The following is a 17,300-nucleotide window of genomic DNA, read 5'->3' on the forward strand; positions in this document are numbered from 1 at the left end:
TGTTTGGGTTCGTCTTGCAGGCGCGTCATGCGCTTTTACGTCTGCTAAACTACGCATCCGGATTTTTTCCTGATCCTTCCCTTTAACGCGCCATCTCTCCAGCGGAACTCGCATGTCCAGTTTCAATCGCCGCAAAGCGAAAAAACCTTCTTTTTCCAAATCGCGTCCCTTGGGCAAGCTGGCTCGCAATAATCAGGCGCCTGCGCGTGATGTCGCGGCTGTCGATTTGTCGCCACCCCCGCGCTTGCGTCGTCGGGGGATTTATCTGCTGCCGAATGCATTCACTACGGCAGGGCTGTTTTGCGGTTTCTACGCGATTGTGATGGCGATGGGGCAGCAGTTTGAAAATGCAGCTATCGCGATCTTTGGGGCCATGCTGCTGGATGCAATCGATGGCCGTGTCGCACGTTTGACAAACACACAGAGCGAGTTTGGCGCGCAGTACGACAGTCTGGCAGACATGGTGTCGTTTGGCGCGGCACCAGCGCTGGTTGTCTATGAGTGGGCCTTGCATGATCTGGGTAAGCTGGGCTGGCTGGCTGCCTTTGTCTATTGTGCAGGCGGTGCGTTGCGGCTGGCGCGTTTCAACACCAATATTCAGGTCGTGGACAAGCGCTATTTTCAGGGATTACCCAGCCCGGCTGCTGCGGCCTTGGTCGCAGGCTTTATCTGGCTGATGCAGGATTTGGGATATGGCGGCGACGAACTGAGCATTCCGGCATGGATCATCACGCTGTATGCAGGATTGACCATGGTGACGAATGTGCCGTTCTACAGCTTCAAAGACGTCAACTATCGCAAGTCAGTGCCATTTATAGCCGTGTTCCTGATCGTGCTCGCTTTTGTTGCCGTATCCAGCGACCCGCCAAAAGTGTTGTTTGGCTTGTTTGTGTTGTATGGCTTGTCTGGTTACGGTGTGTATTTCTGGCGGTGGGGCAAAGGACGTCCGGTCAGTATCGTGCAAACCAAACTGGATGCCCCTGAAGATCGTTGAATGGGATCCCGATGAATGAAAAAAGCCTTGCGTTTGCAAGGCTTTTTTGTTGCCAAGAAGCCGATGTCTTTTTACACATTGGATGAAACGGGACGTGCTGGCGCATCTGGTGCTTCGTCGAGGTTGAGCATCAACTGCGCCGGCGCGACCGGGCGACCAAGCAGATAGCCCTGCAAGGTATCGCAACCGAGCGATTTCAGCATGTCCTGCTGCTTTTCCGTTTCCACGCCTTCCGCAACAATGCGCAAATTGAGCGAGTGGCCCAATGCAACGATCGCGGAGACGATGGATTCATCATCGGTATTCTTCGCCAGATTATTGATGAACCCCCGGTCGATCTTCAATTCGCACGCAGGCAGGCGCTTCAGATAAAGCAGACTGGAGTAGCCGGTGCCAAAGTCATCGATCGAAATATCAATACCGAGCACGGCCAACTCCGTCAGGATGGTCATGCTGGATTCCACATCCTGCATGGCTGTCGATTCCGTGACTTCGAGGATCAGGCAATGCGCTGGCAGCGCGTATTTTTTCAAGGTGGCTGAGACATGTTCGACCAACTGACCATTGCTGAATTGTATGGCGGACAGATTGACGGCCACTTTCCATTCCGTATAGCCGGTATCGAACCAGATGCGCATCTGGCGACATGCCTCGTCTAGTACCCAGTCGCCAATTGGCAGAATCAGGCCAGTGCGTTCGGCGACAGCAATGAATTCGCCCGGCGCCAGCAGACCACGTGCCGGATGCTGCCAGCGCAGCAAGGCTTCCATGCCGACGACCTGACCGTTGCTGGCATCGTACTTGGGCTGGTAGTGCAGCACGAATTCCTTGTTTTCCAGTGCGTGACGCAGGTCCTGAATCAGTTGTAACTGGTTATGCACATTGATGTTCATCGACGATTCGAAGAAGTGATAGCCGTTACGGCCGGCACTCTTTGTGTGATACATCGCAGCATCGGCGTTGATCAGCAGGTCATGCGGGGTCCGACCATCTTCAGGGTAAATCGTGATGCCGATACTGGCAGATACCCCCAGTTCCTGATTCTCAATATAGAAAGGCTTATTGATCAGATCGCATAATTTTTCTGCCACCGTGGCAGCGTCTTCAGGCTCTGCTATTTCGATCAGGATGACAAATTCGTCGCCGCCGAGTCGGGCCGCCGTATCCTGACCGCGAATGCTATTGCGAATACGGTTTGCCACTTCGATCAGCAGCAGGTCGCCGACGTGATGACCGAGCGAATCATTGATGGCCTTGAAGCCATCCAGATCCAGAAACATCAGGGCAAAGCGCGTATGTTCACGCGATGCCTTGCGCAGCATCTGATCGAGACGGTCTTCAAGCAGCGTACGATTCGGCAATTTGGTCAGATTGTCTTGCAGTGCTTGTTGTGTCAGTTCCTGATTGGCCAGTGCGAGCGACTTGGCGAGGATGCTGGTTTGCGATTCCAGGCGGGAATCCAGCACGGAGGTCAGCAAGGCAATCGCCAGAATCGCCAAGGTAACAACAATCACCACCAGTGCGAGCCAGCCCGGCGTGATGTCCGACGCAGCGCCGCAGACACTGCCAATCGGGAAGTTGGCGGCAGCCATGCCCGTGTAGTGCATGCCGATAATGGCGGCGCCCATGACCAGCGCGGCCCCCATGCGCGCCAGAATTACGTGTGGCGTATTTTTGCGGAGAATAAATGCGATCCAGAGAGCAGCGCCGGAGGCGGTGATGGCGATAACCACGGACAGGGCGAACAGGGTGGGATCGTATTCAATGCCGGGACGCATCTGCATCGCCGCCATTCCCATGTAGTGCATCGTGGCGATCGCGCTACCCATCATGACGGCACTGACGCAAAGTTGCGAAACAGGCAAAACAGGCTGGCTGACACGCCACAGGGCAAAACCCGAGGCAACCACCGCAATCACCAGCGAAAAAATGGTCAGACTGATCTCATAACCAAGTGGGATGGGTAGGCGAAACGACAGCATGCCGATGAAGTGCATGGACCAAATCCCGATCCCCATCGCGATGGCACCGCCAATCAGCCACAGTATTGCACCTTTGCGTGCGGTTGCATGAATACGGCCCGCCATATCGAGCGCAGTGTAGGAGGCAAGGATGGCAACCAGAATGGAAATGACGACAAGGACGGAGTCGTATTGCGCAATCAGCATGGCAGGAATGTTTTAAAAATGCTGTTTTAGGAGAGGCTTAACGATGCCCCTACCTTGCTGAAGCGCAGGGTCAGGCATTGAAGAGATATTTTGCCAAACGGCAAGTTTGTGCTAGCAAGATTGTACAGTGCAGCTTTGTTGTTTGTGCGCAATGGAATGCAAACCTTTGCTAAGTGCAGCATTTATGCCGCATTCGGCCCTTGCTTCTATCCAAAATTCAATGCATACCAGTGTTGGATGTCGAACAGAGCATGTCTGCTTAATCGGGGATAGTGAATTCATCGTTGGTTAAATGCCAAGATAGAACTATCACCTGTTACCGAAGCCACTGCTTCCGCTTCAGGCCTTGTAACCATTGCCGTCCTTGCTTTCGCAAGATGGCAAATTATGAAAAAGGAACGAAGATGAAAAATGACGACGTGATTTCGACACTCAATGATTTGATTGAAACGTGTAAAGATGGTGAGCTTGGATTCAAGACCTGTGCTGAAGACATCAGCGATGGTCAATACAAGCAACCGTTTTTAACCTTGTCGGCCGGGTGCGCCGCGGCGGCGCAGGAATTGAAAGGGTTGGTGATCGCCCATGGCGGCAATCCGGAAAATTCGGGCAGCCTGAGCGGTACCTTGCATCGTCGATGGATTGATATCAAATCGGCTATTATGGGTAAGGATGACGAAGCGATTCTCAACGAATGCGAACGCGGCGAGGATGTCGCTGTCAAAAGTTATCGGAACGCATTGGCAAAGCCGTTGCCGCTGGATGTAAAAGCGGTCGTTGAGCGTCAATTCCAAGGCGTGCTGCAGAATCATGATGTGGTCAAGAAGTTGCGTGACCGCTCGCGTGTCGCAGCGCTGTGATGCCCTAAAAGGTATCGGTAGACGCCATGCATCCCGTGCATTCTGACGGGATGTTTTTCATTTTATCCACTCACTCTAGGAGCTCCTGATGAATGCAAAAGTTGAAGATATTGCGGACGATGTGAAAAACCTGCAAAAGGACACCAAGGCGCTCGCGCGCGAAGCACAAGCTGAAGCGGTCGAGAAAGCAGGCGAGTTGAGCAAGAAATGCGCGGATTTCTTCAACTCGGCGTTGGCCGCTGCCAAGGAAGTACCTTCGGTTGCTGCTGCGCGTACGAAGGAAGTCGCCGCCACGACGGACGACTACGTGCATGAGAATCCATGGCGTGCCGTGGCAATTTCTGCTGGTGTAGGTCTGTTGTTCGGTTTTCTGATTTCGCGCAAGTAATCAGACTGACCGGGCATCGTCGGAATGCCCTAAAAAATCCCGCAGCCACGCGATCATCAGATCAAGTGAATGCGGGATTTTTTATGGTTAATCAATTTGTCGAGCATCGCCGCCAAATGATGAAGCGTGCTTTACGCGATTGCTTCGGCGGCGACAGGGTAGAAGAAGACAGGCTCGCTAATCACCTTGCCTTCGGCATAGCCGATACCAATCTTTTGCAGTTGCGTCAGTGTGTCCGGATCGTCGACTTTCTGGGCGATTGTCTGCAGGCCCATCACACTGGCGATCCGTTCAATGGCTTCCACCTTGGCGTAATCGACCGGATCAATTGTCATGCCCTTGATGTAATTGCCATCAATCTTCAGGAAATCCACATGCAAGTGTTTGAGATAGGCAAATGAGGACATGCCACTGCCAAAATCATCGAGCGCAAATTTGCAGCCACGTTGCTTGAGCGCGTCGATAAAGGCCAGCGCCCGCGTCAGATTCGTGATTGCGGTGGTCTCCGCAATAGCAAAACAGATCGACGCATAAGGCAAATCAAACTCTTCGAACTGTGTATAGATAAAATCCAGAAAGTGTTCGTCGTCAAGCGAGTTGCCGGATACGCGCATCATCAGCATGTGCAACCCAATGCCGCCGGTGGCCTGCAACGTCATGGCATGTTGAGAGAAGGCCGTACGGATGATCCAGCGATCAATCGTCGGCATAAAGTGATAGCGCTCTGCAGCCGGAATGAAAGCTGATGGCGGAATCAGTTTGCCGGCGCCATCTTCCATGTAAAGACAGAGCTCATCAAACAGGTAGTTGTCGTCGGTATCTTTCAGCGACGCAATACGCCGCGACAACAGACGGAAGCGGTCACTTTCAAATGCTTGCTGGATACGCTCGTTCCATTTAACTTCACCTTCGCGCGCAGCTTGCTGATGATCTTCCGGCCGGTAGATATGCACCTGGTTACGACCCGAATCCTTGGCGATGTAGCACGCCGTGTCTGCTGCACTCAACAGATCAGGCAACGATAGGACATTGGTGCTGAAATTGACCAGACCGATACTGACGCCAATCGGGAAGATCTTGTCTTGCCAGACGAACTGGAAACTGCAAATGGTTTGCCGCAATTTTTCCGCGATTCTGGTGGCGGATTCCGGGGAACAGTTTTCCAGAAAGGCACCAAACTCATCGCCACCCAATCGGGCCAGCGTATCGCTATCCCGTACCAGCGGTTGCAGCAAGGCAGTGATCTGACGCAACAACTCGTCACCGGCACTGTGACCACACGTGTCGTTGACGATTTTGAACTGATCCAGATCCATGTAGAGCAGCGCATGCTGCCTCGATTGCCGCGTCAGCGCCTCGATGGCCAGTTCCAGGCGACGTTCAAATTCGCGACGATTGAACAGGCCGGTCAATGGGTCGTGGGCGGCTTGGTGAGACAGCTGGATCGCGAGTTTGCGTGAGTCGCTGACATCGTGGAATACCAGCACGACGCCTGTTAATTTCCCATCGCGGTCGCGGATCGGTGCTGCCGAATCTTCCACTGCGTATTCCATGCCGGTGCGACTTAACAAGACGGTGTCCTTGCTCAGTTCCACATTGCTTTGTAGTTCCAGCACGGCTTCAACCGGATTAGGCACGGCTTCTTTGGTAAAGCCGTTGAAAATGCGGAATACCATCGAGGAGGGCAAGCCTTCCGCTTCAGCCTTGGTCCAGCCCGTCAATTCCTCGGCAACCGGATTCATGTATTCGATATGACCAAGCTTGTCGGTCGTGATGACCGCATCGGCAATCGACTCCAGCGTGACCTGCGCACGTTCTTTTTCCATAAACAGGATGGCAGCAGACTGTGCACGTTCTGCCTCATTCTGCTGCAAGGCAACCACCATGGTGTCAAAGGCACGCGCAAGCTGGCTGATTTCTTCCTTGCCATGTTTGATGCCGGTACGTACACGCAGATTGCCGGCTGCAATCTGATTGGCTGTGCCAACCAGCGCCTTCACGCGACGCAGGATGATGACGTCGCCCACAAACCATGCCGCTGCCAATGCAAGCAGAGCGATGATCGCCAGAGTGCTGAGCTCCATCATTTGCAAACGATTGGCTGGTGCCACAATCTCATCGATGGGGATGCCGATGCCGACCTTGAAGGTCGAAACGTCGGTGGTGCCGACAGGGGCGAAGGCATACAGGCGGGTGACGCCATCGACGTCCTTCACCTCGGACGTGCCAAACCCGACCTTGATCATGACGTCATAGAGCGAAGGCGCAGTCCGCGTACCGATCCATTTTTCCGGATCGGGCCGTCTTGCAATGATGGTGCCCTGGCTATCGGCAGTGATCAGTACCGCGCCTTGCGGCAACGCGATATCGCTGACAAACCGGTCGAGATAACTGAGATCGAGCGACGCGAATAGGACCGCAGCGATATTCCCTTTTGCGTTCAGAACAGGGTAGGTCAGGTTGATGGCATGTTTGCGGCTGTTTGCACCGAAAACATAATCACCGGCAAAAAAACGATTCTGCTCGATGGTTTGCTGAAAATACTTGCGATTGCCCAGATTGGTTTTCTCGGCAAGCGGTTGTGCGCTGCACGTCACATCGCCATTGAGTTGGATCAAACCGAAATTGACATACCCCTGATTGCGTTGCTGCACGTCGGCCAGAAAGCGTGCGCATGTTCTTGGATTGCCACGCAATTCCGGCACGGTCGACAGCACACTCATTAATTGCCGCGCCCCTTCAATCAGCCGCGCTTCGCTCGTGGCGGCAAGTTGGGTCATCTGCTGCAGATTGTCTTCTGCCATGGCGATTGCCTGCTGACGCTCTTTCCATGCGCCATACACCGTCAGAATGACCGGCGGAACGATCGCCAGCAAAACGAGGACGAGCAGTCGTACGCGCAGGCTGTCGAAATTGAAACGTTGTAGGAAAGAGGTTTTCAAGGTGTTATCCGTGCGGGATCAATCGGTCATGCAAAGTCGGTGTGACGCTTCAATCTAGTCGAAATTGCCGCTCTCTACTATTTAGAGACCTGTTTTATAAGACTCTACTGAAATAAAATAGTTTCCTTGTGGAAATTTCCTGATTTCTATACCGCTCTGCGCATTGCACGAGCTTTGTATTCAGGTGTGACGACATCTGGCTTACTCAATTTGACGACGGCAATCGTGCAATTATCTGCTTTGACACCAATGGCACGTTCTCGTGCTTTTTTAATAAGCATTTCGCATGCCTGTCTAGGCGAATGCGTAGCAATTGCTGCGCCCAGTTCGGCTTCGCTGAAGTATTGCCATAGTCCATCGGTGCACAAGATGAACGCATCTCCGCTTTGCAAGCCTTGGTAGTGGTCGATACTGAGCTTTACCTCGCGTTGTGCGCCTCCAAGGAAATTAACGAGCATATTGGCAACGGCAGGATTCCCCTGAAGGGTGGACGGTGCCCGATTCTGCAACGCCAGATGGGCGCTGTAGGTATGGTCTTCCGTCCGTTTCACGAAATTCGGACCGCGGAACTGGTAGAGACGGGAATCGCCGGCATGACCCCATAGGGCTTTACCTTCTGGTGTGAGCATCAGCAGCACAATGGTGCTGTGGGGACGCTTTTCTGAGGAAATAGCCGTGAGTTTGATGACGGTATCCGCCTCACGTGCGATGGTGTGCAGGATCGTTTCCGGATCGTCGGTCAAAGGCGAAAAGCGCTCAAAGATTTCCTTGGCGGTCATAATGACCTGTTCCGCCGCGAGTGCGCCACCAGAGCGGCCACCCATGCCATCGGCAACCACGGCCAGCATATAACCAGGTGCCTTGGGCGCTGCGAATAGTGCCGCTCTGTCCTGTTGTTCCTGTCTGTCGCCGATGTGCTGACCGGTGCCGGCTTCTATCTTGTATTGGCTCATGCTCGCGGGTAGATTAAACTATGTGCTCGGTTGGCAATCGGCGATTATTGCATGGGCCGAGTTGTCTGACGGTACGGTAAATTGTAAGAATATTTTGCAATTTCGTGGTCGGATACAGGCCGAAATTTAACAATTCTGCTCGCGTTGTTGTAACTTGGTGCATGTTGCATGCTTTTGGGCTCATGATTTTTTGAATATTTCTCACCTCAAGTGCTTTCATCCCTATGAGTTCATCACAAGATATTCAACGTCGTATTGTTGAGCTGGAAGTCGAGCATCGCGATCTGGATGTGGTCATTGCCACCTTAAGTCAGGCCGCTCATGATGAATTGCAGTTACGTCGCCTGAAAAAACGCAAATTGCAGTTGAAGGACAACATCATGTTGCTCAAGATGCAGCTGATTCCCGATATTCCTGCGTGATTTAATTTTTTCCTTTGCGGATTGTTTTTCCAGTACAGCCGGACCAGCCCTGGTTTGGTGATGATCTTTTGGCCTTCCCTTGAATTCAGAGTCTTCCGAACGTCCGACCCCCGTCAATCATGATGCGGAAATTGACAGCCTTTTTGGCCCAGAGAGTCTGCTGGGACATGCCGTCGGCAGTTTTCGTCCACGCCTTGCCCAGACCGAGATGGCCAAGGCAATCGCACGCGCTATCGGCAACCAAGAGACGTTGATCGCCGAGGCCGGTACCGGCACCGGCAAGACATTTGCGTATCTGGTGCCGTCCCTGCTCTGGGGCGGGAAGGTCATCATCTCCACGGGCACCAAGAATCTGCAAGACCAGCTTTACTTGCGCGACATTCCGTCCGTGCGGAAAGCACTGAGCGCGCCGGTCTCTGTTGCCTTGCTGAAGGGGCGTGCCAACTACGTTTGTCATTTTCATCTGGAGCGCACGCTGCAAAATGGCAGGCTGACTTCGCGGGAGGATGTGGGCTATTTGCGCGAGATTTCGCGTTTCATGAAGACCACCAGTTCCGGCGACAAGGCAGAGTTGTCACGCGTGCCAGAAACGGCAACGGTCTGGAGTTTGGTGACGTCCACGCGCGATACCTGCATAGGGGCCGAGTGCCAGTATTACCAGGATTGCTTCGTGATGAAGGCGCGCAAGGAAGCGCAGCAAGCTGATGTGGTGGTTGTCAATCACCATCTGTTTTTTGCCGATCTGGCGCTGAAGGATACGGGTATTGCAGAGCTGCTGCCATCTGCCAATACCGTGATTTTTGATGAGGCGCATCAACTGCCGGAAACGGCAACCTTGTTTTTTGGTGACACCGTTTCGACCTCGCAGGTGATGGAACTGTGTCGCGACGTGTTGGCGGAGGGCTTGTCGCATGCACGTGATGGCGCAGACTGGCCGGCCACGGTGACGACGGTTGAGAAGGCAGCGCGTGATCTGCGACTGGCTTTTCCTCAGGATGTGGTGCGCTTATCCGTCAATCAGATTGCGCCGTCAAGCGCATTTTTCCCTGCGCTGGAAACGCTGAAAGACAAGCTTGATGACATGATTGCCGTGTTGGAGCGGCAGGCCGAGCGGGCGGACACCATCGAACAATGTCGCGTTCGTGCGCTGGAACTGGCAACACGGCTTGACGCATGGAACAAGCCAGTGACGGAAGTCATGATCGGACAGGAAAGCGTCTTATGGGTAGAAGCGTTTTCGTCGTCACTGCAACTGCATCGCACGCCTTTGTCGATTGCGCCGATTTTCAACAAACAACGCGAAGGGACAGCACGTTCGTGGATCTTCACGTCGGCGACACTGGCTGTCAAAAACGACTTCAATCACTACAACGCACAGATGGGTTTGTGGGACGAGCCTTCACAGTCCTGGCCCAGCCCATTTGATTATGAGAAGCAGGGCATTCTTTATGTGCCGGACAATCTGCCGCAACCCAATTCGTTGGACTATACGGATGCAGTTATTGATGCCGCGTTACCGGTAATTCAGGCGGCGGGTGGTCGAACCTTCTTTTTATGCACGACAATACGCGCCGTCAATCGCACGGCAGAACGTTTGCGTGAAGAATTCGAGCGCCGCAATCTGCCATTTCCGCTGATGGTGCAGGGAGAAGCGGGCAGAACCGAGTTGCTCGACCGATTCCGTGCTGCTGGAAATGCCGTTCTGATTGGCAGTCAGAGTTTCTGGGAAGGAGTGGATGTACGCGGGGACGCCTTGTCGCTGGTGATTATCGACAAACTGCCATTTTCGCCGCCGGACGATCCGGTCCTTGCCGCACGTATTGAGGCGTTGGAAAAGAAGGGCTTGAACGGCTTCATGCATCATCAGTTGCCTGCTGCGATCATCAACCTGAAGCAGGGAGCGGGGCGTTTGATCCGTGATGAAAACGATAAAGGCGTACTGATGATCTGTGATCCGCGTCTGATTTCCAAACCGTATGGTCGGCGCGTCTGGCAAAGTTTGCCACCTTTCAGGCGGACGCGAGAGTTGGCAGTGGTCTGCGACTTCTTTGCTGACATTGCGCGAGAAAAGTTACGGACACTTGATACATAAGGACGGCGGATATCTTGTTTGAATGCAAACAGGGCTTTCCTTTAAGCACCATGCTTCAGGTAGAATTTGTACATGAAAATTCTTATCAGCAACGACGATGGCTATCTGGCGCCGGGTCTGATTGCATTGGCCGATGCGTTGGCACCGATTGCCGACATTACCGTCGTTGCTCCAGACAGTAATCGCTCTGGCAGTTCCAATTCGTTGACACTGGATCGTCCGCTTTCAGTCTTTCAGGCATCCAACGGTTTCTATTTCATCAACGGTACGCCTTCAGACTGCGTACATATTGCGCTGACCGGCATCATGTCGGACGTGCCCGACTTGATCGTCTCTGGTATCAATCAGGGGCAGAATATGGGCGACGACACGCTGTATTCGGGTACCGTTGCGGCCGCAACGGAGGGATATCTGTTTGGTGTGCCAGCCATGGCGTTCTCTCAGGTGGAGAAAGGCTGGTCTGAAGTGGCATCGGCGGCACGTGTTGCGCGTGATCTGGTTGAGCGTCGTTTTGAGTTGTTTCCCGAACATTTTCTTCTCAACGTCAATATTCCCAATCGGCCTTATGCGGCTTTGAAGCCGCCGCTTGCGACGCGTCTGGGGAAGCGGCACCAGTCAGAGGCCGTCATTCGTACGCAGGATCCGCAAGGCAGGGAAATTTACTGGATCGGCCCGTGCGGTGGTGAAAAGGATGCTGGCGAGGGAACGGATTTCCACGCCACGTCATTGGGACATGTATCGATTACACCGCTACAGATTGATTTGACCCACAACACGCAGTTGGCCGACCTGAAGAAGGCCCTCGCATGAACGATAATAAAAACAAGCGTTTTCCGCTGTCGTTGTCCTCGCTGTCCGATAAGTCGTCCCGCACATCCAAGTCCGAACAGGTACGTCCTGCATCCACGTCGCGTATAGCGACGCCACAGACTGCAACGTCCAACGCTTCACGTCATCAACAGTCCTCCACCGTATCCCGCACCGCGACAACGACACACGGACGGGTCACGCCGACGGCCAGCGTGCAGGGTCCAGACCGCGCCAGTCCGATGGTGTCAGATGCCGTGCGTAAGGCCATGGTGGCCCGAGTTGCAAAACAAGGAGTCAAGGACAGCAAGGTTCTGGCCGCGATGGAAGCGGTGCCAAGACATTTGTTCATGGAACCAGCCTTGCGCAGTCAGGCTTATATTGATGCCTCGTTGCCTATCGGTTATCACCAGACCATTTCACAACCGTATATTGTTGCGCGGATGATTGAAATATTGCGGAACAATAACAATGGTGGCGCACTCAATCGTGTGCTGGAAATTGGCACGGGATGTGGATATCAGGCTGCGGTGCTTTCGCTGGTTGCCAAAGAGGTGTATTCGATCGAGCGTATTAAAGGCTTGCACGAGCTGGCGAAGACGAACCTGCGACCGATGCGCGTGGCAAATATCCGGCTGCATTACGGTGATGGTATGCTTGGTCTGCCACAGGTCGCACCTTTCGACGGCATTATTCTGGCGGCAGCCGGAATGGAAGTGCCTCAGGCCCTGCTTGACCAGATGGCGATTGGCGGTCGTCTGATCGCCCCAGTTGGCGATCGTCGCCAGGTTTTGCAGCTAATTGAACGTGTGAGCAAGTTCGAATGGAACAGCTCAACACTGGAAGACTGCCATTTCGTACCTTTGCGCCCTGGAACGCACTCCTAGGTAGTGAAAAGGTTTGGCACGCATCAACAGATTTTTTGAGCCCGATAAGAATGACGAAACTTAGATTTGTATTTGTGACTTTGACACTTGGTGCGTTGACGGCCTGTACGACGGCACCGCGTTCGCCGGCGCCTGTCAGTGATCGTACAAGCGGAACAAGTGCGGTGACGACGCCTAAAAAAGCGGACGAGCGTGGTTATTACACGGTCAAACGAGGCGATACCCTGTATCGGATTGCCCTTGATTTCGGTCAGAGCTATAGCGAACTGGTTACCTGGAATAATCTTTCCAACCCGAATGACATCAAGGTTGGTCAGGTCTTGCGGGTGGCGCCTCCCGACAACGCGGCACGTAGTAGTGGCACGGCACAAACCGGTGCAGTAACGACGACGGTGTCTGGCGTGGAGACGCGTCCATTGTCTGCACCGCCGACGACTGCTGCCGCCAATAAAACAGGTCCGAATGGTGAAAAGCGCCCTTATTCCGAAGCAGAGGCATCTGCTGCAACCAGTGGTGATGAAGAGTCCGTCTCCTGGATGTGGCCAGCCGAAGGACGTGTCATCAGCAATTTTGACGATAACAAGAAGGGTATCGACATTGCAGGTAAATCAGGGCAACCTGTGCTGGCAGCTGGTAGCGGTAAAGTGATGTACGCTGGCAGTGGTATTCGTGGTTATGGCAATCTGGTGATCGTCAAGCATACGAATACGTTGTTATCGGCGTATGCACATAACAAGAGTATCGCTGTGAAGGAAGGGCAAAGTGTGACCCGTGGGCAGAAAATCGCCGAAATGGGAGACTCTGATACCGACAGCGTCAAGTTGCATTTCGAGATCCGGCAACAAGGCAAGCCGGTTGATCCATCCAAATTTCTTCCTGCTCGCTAATGACACGACATCGCGATGTTCGAACCGAGGATGACGACAATACCGATGCGCATGAGCGCGATTTGTCGTTTCAATCGGACGAAGATCGTGACGAGGTTGACGACGATGAAGAGGCTGCTGCCCCGGACACACCGGAGGTGCATGTTGAAGTCGCCGGCATCGACGAGATCAAGCGTGTCCTTTCCACTGAGCTATCGACCGACACGACCCAGCATTATCTGAATCAGATTGGCTCGCGCCCATTGCTGACGGTTGCCGAAGAAGTGCATTACGCCACCCTGGCCAAACAGGGTGATTTTGCTGGTCGTCAAAAAATGATTGAACACAACCTGCGTCTGGTTGTGTCGATTGCCAAACATTACATCAATCGCGGTGTTGTCCTTCTGGATCTGATCGAAGAAGGAAATCTCGGCCTGATGCGTGCGATCGACAAGTTCGAACCGGAGCGCGGTTTCCGTTTTTCGACGTATGCGACGTGGTGGATTCGTCAGAGTATTGAGCGTGCCATCATGAATCAGGCGCGTACCGTGCGACTACCAGTGCATGTTGTCCGCGAACTCAATCAAACACTACGCGCCAAATTTCATCTGGAAGCCCAGCATCACGATGGCAAGGATGCCAGCGCTGAAGACATCGCGCACTTGGTCGATCGAAGCGTGGAAGATGTGCAGGATATTCTGGCATTGTCGGAGCATGCGACATCGCTGGATGCACCGCTGGATGGTGACCCGCAATCCAGTCTGCTTGATATGTTGCAAGGCGATCACGCCAATGATCCGGATACCGTCGCCGAGCATCACGAGTTGTCTGTACTGGTGCGTGACTGGCTCGCGCAGTTGTCCGATAAGCAAAGATTGGTGATTACACGGCGTTTTGGTCTGGATAACGATGATCCAGCTACGCTCGAAGAGTTGGCCACCGAAATGGGAGTGACCCGTGAGCGCATCCGGCAGATTCAGCAAGAATCATTGACGAAACTGAAACGTGCCTTTGCCCGCACCGGTGTGGGCAAGGATTCTCTTTTCTAGTGGCAGGCATCATTTTTTCGGACGAGTAGATAGCGCGGTTTGCTATCATCCTGTCTCTCCTGATTTTCCCTACTTCTCTTACTTGCATCCGGCACCTGCAGTGACCGGCTGAATATCGTTATGCAGCAAACCATACTCTCGATTGAATCCCTTGATGCCGAGGCACGTGGCATCGGTCATTTGCCCAATGAAGATGGCACGCCGGGCAAGGTTGTCTTTGTCGAAGGGGCATTGCCGCGTGAACGCGTTGAGTTTTCGTCCTATCGCAAAAAGCCTAACTGGGAAGCCGCAAAGATGATGGCCTTGCATAAGGAATCATCGGAGCGGGTCAGTCCGAAATGTCATTATTTCGGTACCTGCGGCGGTTGTTCCATGCAACATCTGGATGCCGTTGCGCAGGTCGCGATGAAGCAGCGGATTCTGGAGGACAATCTCAAGCATATCGGCAAGGTCAAGCCGGAAACCATGTTACGCCCAGTGCATGGGCCGACGTGGGGTTATCGCTATCGTGCACGGATTTCTGTTCGCAACGTACCAAAAAAGGGCGGTGTGCTGGTCGGTTTTCACGAGCGTAAATCCATTTACGTGACCGACATGAAAAGCTGCGAGGTCTTGCCTCCGCATGTTTCCGCCATGCTGGTTCCGTTGCGCACCTTGATTGCATCCTTATCGATCACGGATCAATTGCCGCAGATTGAGCTGGCAATCGGTCATGGTCTTGAAAAGCGGATGACCGCCATGGTGTTACGCATCATGGCATCGTTAACCACGGAGGATGAAGAAAAACTGAAGGCATTTGCGGATCGGTATCAGATCCATTGGTGGTTGCAGCCAGCCGGACCGGATAGCGCATATCAATACTATCCTCAAGACGGTGAGTTGCATTACACCTTGCCCGAGTTCGGTATCCGCATGCCATTCAAGCCGACGGACTTTACCCAGGTCAATCATCAGATCAATCGCGTGCTGGTTGCACGGGCGTTAAGGTTGCTGGATGTGCAGCCTCATGAGCGCGTCGCAGATCTATTTTGCGGCTTGGGCAACTTCACTTTGCCAATTGCAACGCAGGCAAGCGAGGTGGTGGGCATTGAAGGCAGCACAACCTTGACTGAACGCGCTCTCGAAAACGCACGAGCCAATGGCGTAGAGAACAAGACTTCTTTTTTCTGCCGTAATCTGTTCGAGGCCAAGACGGAGGATTTTGTCGCATTGGGCAAGTTTGACCGCATGCTGATCGACCCGCCGCGTGATGGTGCGCAAGCGGTGTGCGAAGCCTTGGTTGGTCTGGGGGAGTCGCATCCCGACATGTTGCCCAAGCGGATCGTGTATGTTTCATGCAGTCCGTCAACCCTTGCACGAGATGCGGCCATCCTTGTCAATCAAGGACGTTATGTATTGAAGAATGCGGGCGTGGTGAATATGTTTCCCCACACATCGCATGTCGAATCCATGGGGGTGTTCGAGCTACGTAACGATTAATCATCTGCCAGTTACTGCAAAAAAAATAAAAAAGCCGACTTTGCAGTCGGCTTTTGTTTTTTGCGCGCCCGGAAGCTTAATCGCGATCGCCGCCGAAAATGCCCAACAGAGAGAGCAGGTTGGCGAAAATGTTGTATACGCTCAGATATAGGCTCAGCGTTGCCGTGATGTAGTTGGTTTCGCCACCATTCACAATGCGTTGTACGTCATACAGAATGAATGCGGAGAAAATGCCAATTGCCACCACCGAGATGGTCAGTTGCAATGCAGGCAATTGGAGCCAGATGTTGGCCATGGCTGCCACCAGGATCACCAGCACGCCGACGAACAGCCATTTGCCCATACCGGAGAAATCACGTTTGGTCACGGTTGCGACCGAAGCCATCACGCCCAGAATGGTTGCGGTGCCACCAAAGGCTGTCATGATCAGGGCTGTTCCGTTGGAAAAGCCCAGAATGTGACCGATCAGGCGCGACAGCATCAAACCCATGAAGAACGTGAAGCCCAGAAGCAAGGCAACGCCCAAGCCGGAATTCTTGGTTTTTTCGATTGCATAGAAGAAACCAAATGCGACCGCCAGGAAAACGATCATGCCCATGAACGGGCTGCCGGCGAAAAACGTGAAGTTGAATTGCACGCCCAGCCATGCGCCGAGCACGGTAGGAATCATGGAAATGGCCAGCAGCCAGTATGTATTGCGCAGCACGCGGTTTCTTGCAACCGCGAGCTCAGCAGACGGGCTGTAGGTCTGATGTAAGTTGTTCATGCTTTCTCCAGGTTAAGATCAAGATCGAGTTTGTTGCCAAGCAGGTTCTTGACACGTGCCTTAGTATAACGTTTCTTAACGAAATCTTCACAACACCTTGTATTCGTAGTATAGGGTCTTTCATGGTAGAATCAAAGGTTAGTTGAAATATTAATTTTTTGTTTTAACCCTTTCTTTTTATTGGAGTTTTTCAGATGGCAATCGAACGCACCCTGTCGATTATTAAACCAGACGCAGTCGCAAAAAATGTAATCGGTCAGATTTACACCCGTTTCGAGAATGCAGGCCTGAAAATTATCGCTGCTCGCATGACGCATCTGTCGCGTGCTGAAGCCGAAGGTTTCTATGCTGTGCATGCTGCACGCCCGTTCTTCAAGGATCTGGTCGACTTCATGATTTCCGGTCCGGTCATCATTCAAGTACTCGAAGGCGAAAACGCCATTCTGAAACACCGTGATCTGATGGGGGCAACCGATCCGAAGAAAGCAGAAAAAGGCACGATTCGTGCTGATTTCGCCGATTCGATCGATGCGAACGCTGTACACGGTTCGGACGCAGAAGAAACCGCGAAAACCGAAATCGCGTACTTCTTCCCGGCGCTGAACGTTTACTCGCGTTAATGGTTGG

The 17,300-nt window shown here is 53.1% G+C and carries 15 protein-coding genes; 11 read left to right on the plus strand and 4 right to left on the minus strand.

All coding sequences use genetic code 11. The features are described from left to right. The first annotated feature begins 112 nt into the window (after window positions 1-112). Window positions 113-994 (plus strand): CDP-diacylglycerol--serine O-phosphatidyltransferase, encoded by an 882-nt coding sequence (gene pssA, locus IEV29_RS01255; protein WP_188379457.1) that lies wholly within the window; start codon window positions 113-115, stop codon window positions 992-994. A gap of 71 nt (window positions 995-1,065) precedes the next feature. Here pssA and IEV29_RS01260 read toward each other — a convergent pair whose 3' ends face one another. After that, window positions 1,066-3,162, minus strand: a complete 2,097-nt coding sequence (locus IEV29_RS01260; protein WP_188379458.1) for a putative bifunctional diguanylate cyclase/phosphodiesterase — start codon at window positions 3,160-3,162, stop codon at window positions 1,066-1,068. A 404-nt stretch (window positions 3,163-3,566) separates the two neighbouring features. On the opposite strand from IEV29_RS01260, the gene IEV29_RS01265 reads away from it, so the two are divergent. Then, window positions 3,567-4,022 (plus strand): ferritin-like domain-containing protein, encoded by a 456-nt coding sequence (locus tag IEV29_RS01265; protein ID WP_188379459.1) that lies wholly within the window; start codon window positions 3,567-3,569, stop codon window positions 4,020-4,022. 88 nt (window positions 4,023-4,110) lie between these two features. Beyond that, window positions 4,111-4,410, plus strand: coding sequence for an ElaB/YgaM/YqjD family protein (locus IEV29_RS01270; RefSeq protein ID WP_188379460.1), 300 nt, complete (start codon window positions 4,111-4,113; stop codon window positions 4,408-4,410). A gap of 131 nt (window positions 4,411-4,541) precedes the next feature. Here IEV29_RS01270 and IEV29_RS01275 read toward each other — a convergent pair whose 3' ends face one another. Both IEV29_RS01275 and IEV29_RS01280 read right to left on the minus strand, forming a co-directional pair. Continuing rightward, the gene (locus IEV29_RS01275; RefSeq protein WP_188379461.1) at window positions 4,542-7,352 is read right to left on the minus strand and encodes an EAL domain-containing protein; all 2,811 of its coding nucleotides are present in this window, start codon (window positions 7,350-7,352) and stop codon (window positions 4,542-4,544) included. A 146-nt stretch (window positions 7,353-7,498) separates the two neighbouring features. After that, on the minus strand, window positions 7,499-8,305 hold the full coding sequence (locus tag IEV29_RS01280; RefSeq protein WP_188379462.1) for a PP2C family protein-serine/threonine phosphatase: 807 nt from the start codon (window positions 8,303-8,305) through the stop codon (window positions 7,499-7,501). A gap of 224 nt (window positions 8,306-8,529) precedes the next feature. On the opposite strand from IEV29_RS01280, the gene IEV29_RS01285 reads away from it, so the two are divergent. The 7 genes from IEV29_RS01285 to rlmD all read left to right on the plus strand — a co-directional run bounded on the left by IEV29_RS01285 (window position 8,530) and on the right by rlmD (window position 15,907). Next, window positions 8,530-8,727 carry a YdcH family protein gene (locus IEV29_RS01285; RefSeq protein WP_188379463.1) on the plus strand — a complete coding sequence of 66 codons (198 nt, stop codon included), beginning with the start codon at window positions 8,530-8,532 and terminating at the stop codon, window positions 8,725-8,727. Window positions 8,728-8,806: 79 nt separating this feature from the next. Beyond that, window positions 8,807-10,819: a DNA repair helicase YoaA gene (gene yoaA, locus IEV29_RS01290; RefSeq protein ID WP_188379464.1), complete on the plus strand. Its 2,013-nt coding sequence runs from the start codon at window positions 8,807-8,809 to the stop codon at window positions 10,817-10,819. Between the two features lie 72 nt (window positions 10,820-10,891). Next, the gene (gene surE, locus IEV29_RS01295) at window positions 10,892-11,629 is read left to right on the plus strand and encodes a 5'/3'-nucleotidase SurE (protein ID WP_188379465.1); all 738 of its coding nucleotides are present in this window, start codon (window positions 10,892-10,894) and stop codon (window positions 11,627-11,629) included. Beyond that, window positions 11,626-12,513 (plus strand): protein-L-isoaspartate(D-aspartate) O-methyltransferase, encoded by an 888-nt coding sequence (locus IEV29_RS01300; protein ID WP_188379466.1) that lies wholly within the window; start codon window positions 11,626-11,628, stop codon window positions 12,511-12,513. The genes surE and IEV29_RS01300 overlap by 4 nt, the downstream gene beginning before the upstream one ends. A gap of 50 nt (window positions 12,514-12,563) precedes the next feature. Continuing rightward, window positions 12,564-13,400: a peptidoglycan DD-metalloendopeptidase family protein gene (locus tag IEV29_RS01305; RefSeq protein ID WP_188379467.1), complete on the plus strand. Its 837-nt coding sequence runs from the start codon at window positions 12,564-12,566 to the stop codon at window positions 13,398-13,400. Then, the gene (gene rpoS, locus IEV29_RS01310) at window positions 13,400-14,428 is read left to right on the plus strand and encodes an RNA polymerase sigma factor RpoS (RefSeq protein ID WP_188379468.1); all 1,029 of its coding nucleotides are present in this window, start codon (window positions 13,400-13,402) and stop codon (window positions 14,426-14,428) included. The genes IEV29_RS01305 and rpoS overlap by 1 nt, the downstream gene beginning before the upstream one ends. Before the next feature lie 120 nt (window positions 14,429-14,548). Then, entirely contained in the window at window positions 14,549-15,907 is a 1,359-nt protein-coding gene (gene rlmD / locus IEV29_RS01315) for a 23S rRNA (uracil(1939)-C(5))-methyltransferase RlmD (RefSeq protein ID WP_188379469.1), read from the plus strand. A 76-nt stretch (window positions 15,908-15,983) separates the two neighbouring features. Here rlmD and IEV29_RS01320 read toward each other — a convergent pair whose 3' ends face one another. Further along, entirely contained in the window at window positions 15,984-16,673 is a 690-nt protein-coding gene (locus tag IEV29_RS01320; protein WP_188379470.1) for a Bax inhibitor-1/YccA family protein, read from the minus strand. A gap of 194 nt (window positions 16,674-16,867) precedes the next feature. On the opposite strand from IEV29_RS01320, the gene ndk reads away from it, so the two are divergent. Continuing rightward, entirely contained in the window at window positions 16,868-17,293 is a 426-nt protein-coding gene (gene ndk / locus IEV29_RS01325) for a nucleoside-diphosphate kinase (RefSeq protein ID WP_188379471.1), read from the plus strand. Window positions 17,294-17,300: the final 7 nt, after the last annotated feature.

The organism is Oxalicibacterium faecigallinarum, from assembly GCF_014635705.1.
Classification (GTDB): Bacteria; Pseudomonadota; Gammaproteobacteria; order Burkholderiales; family Burkholderiaceae_D; genus Oxalicibacterium; species Oxalicibacterium faecigallinarum.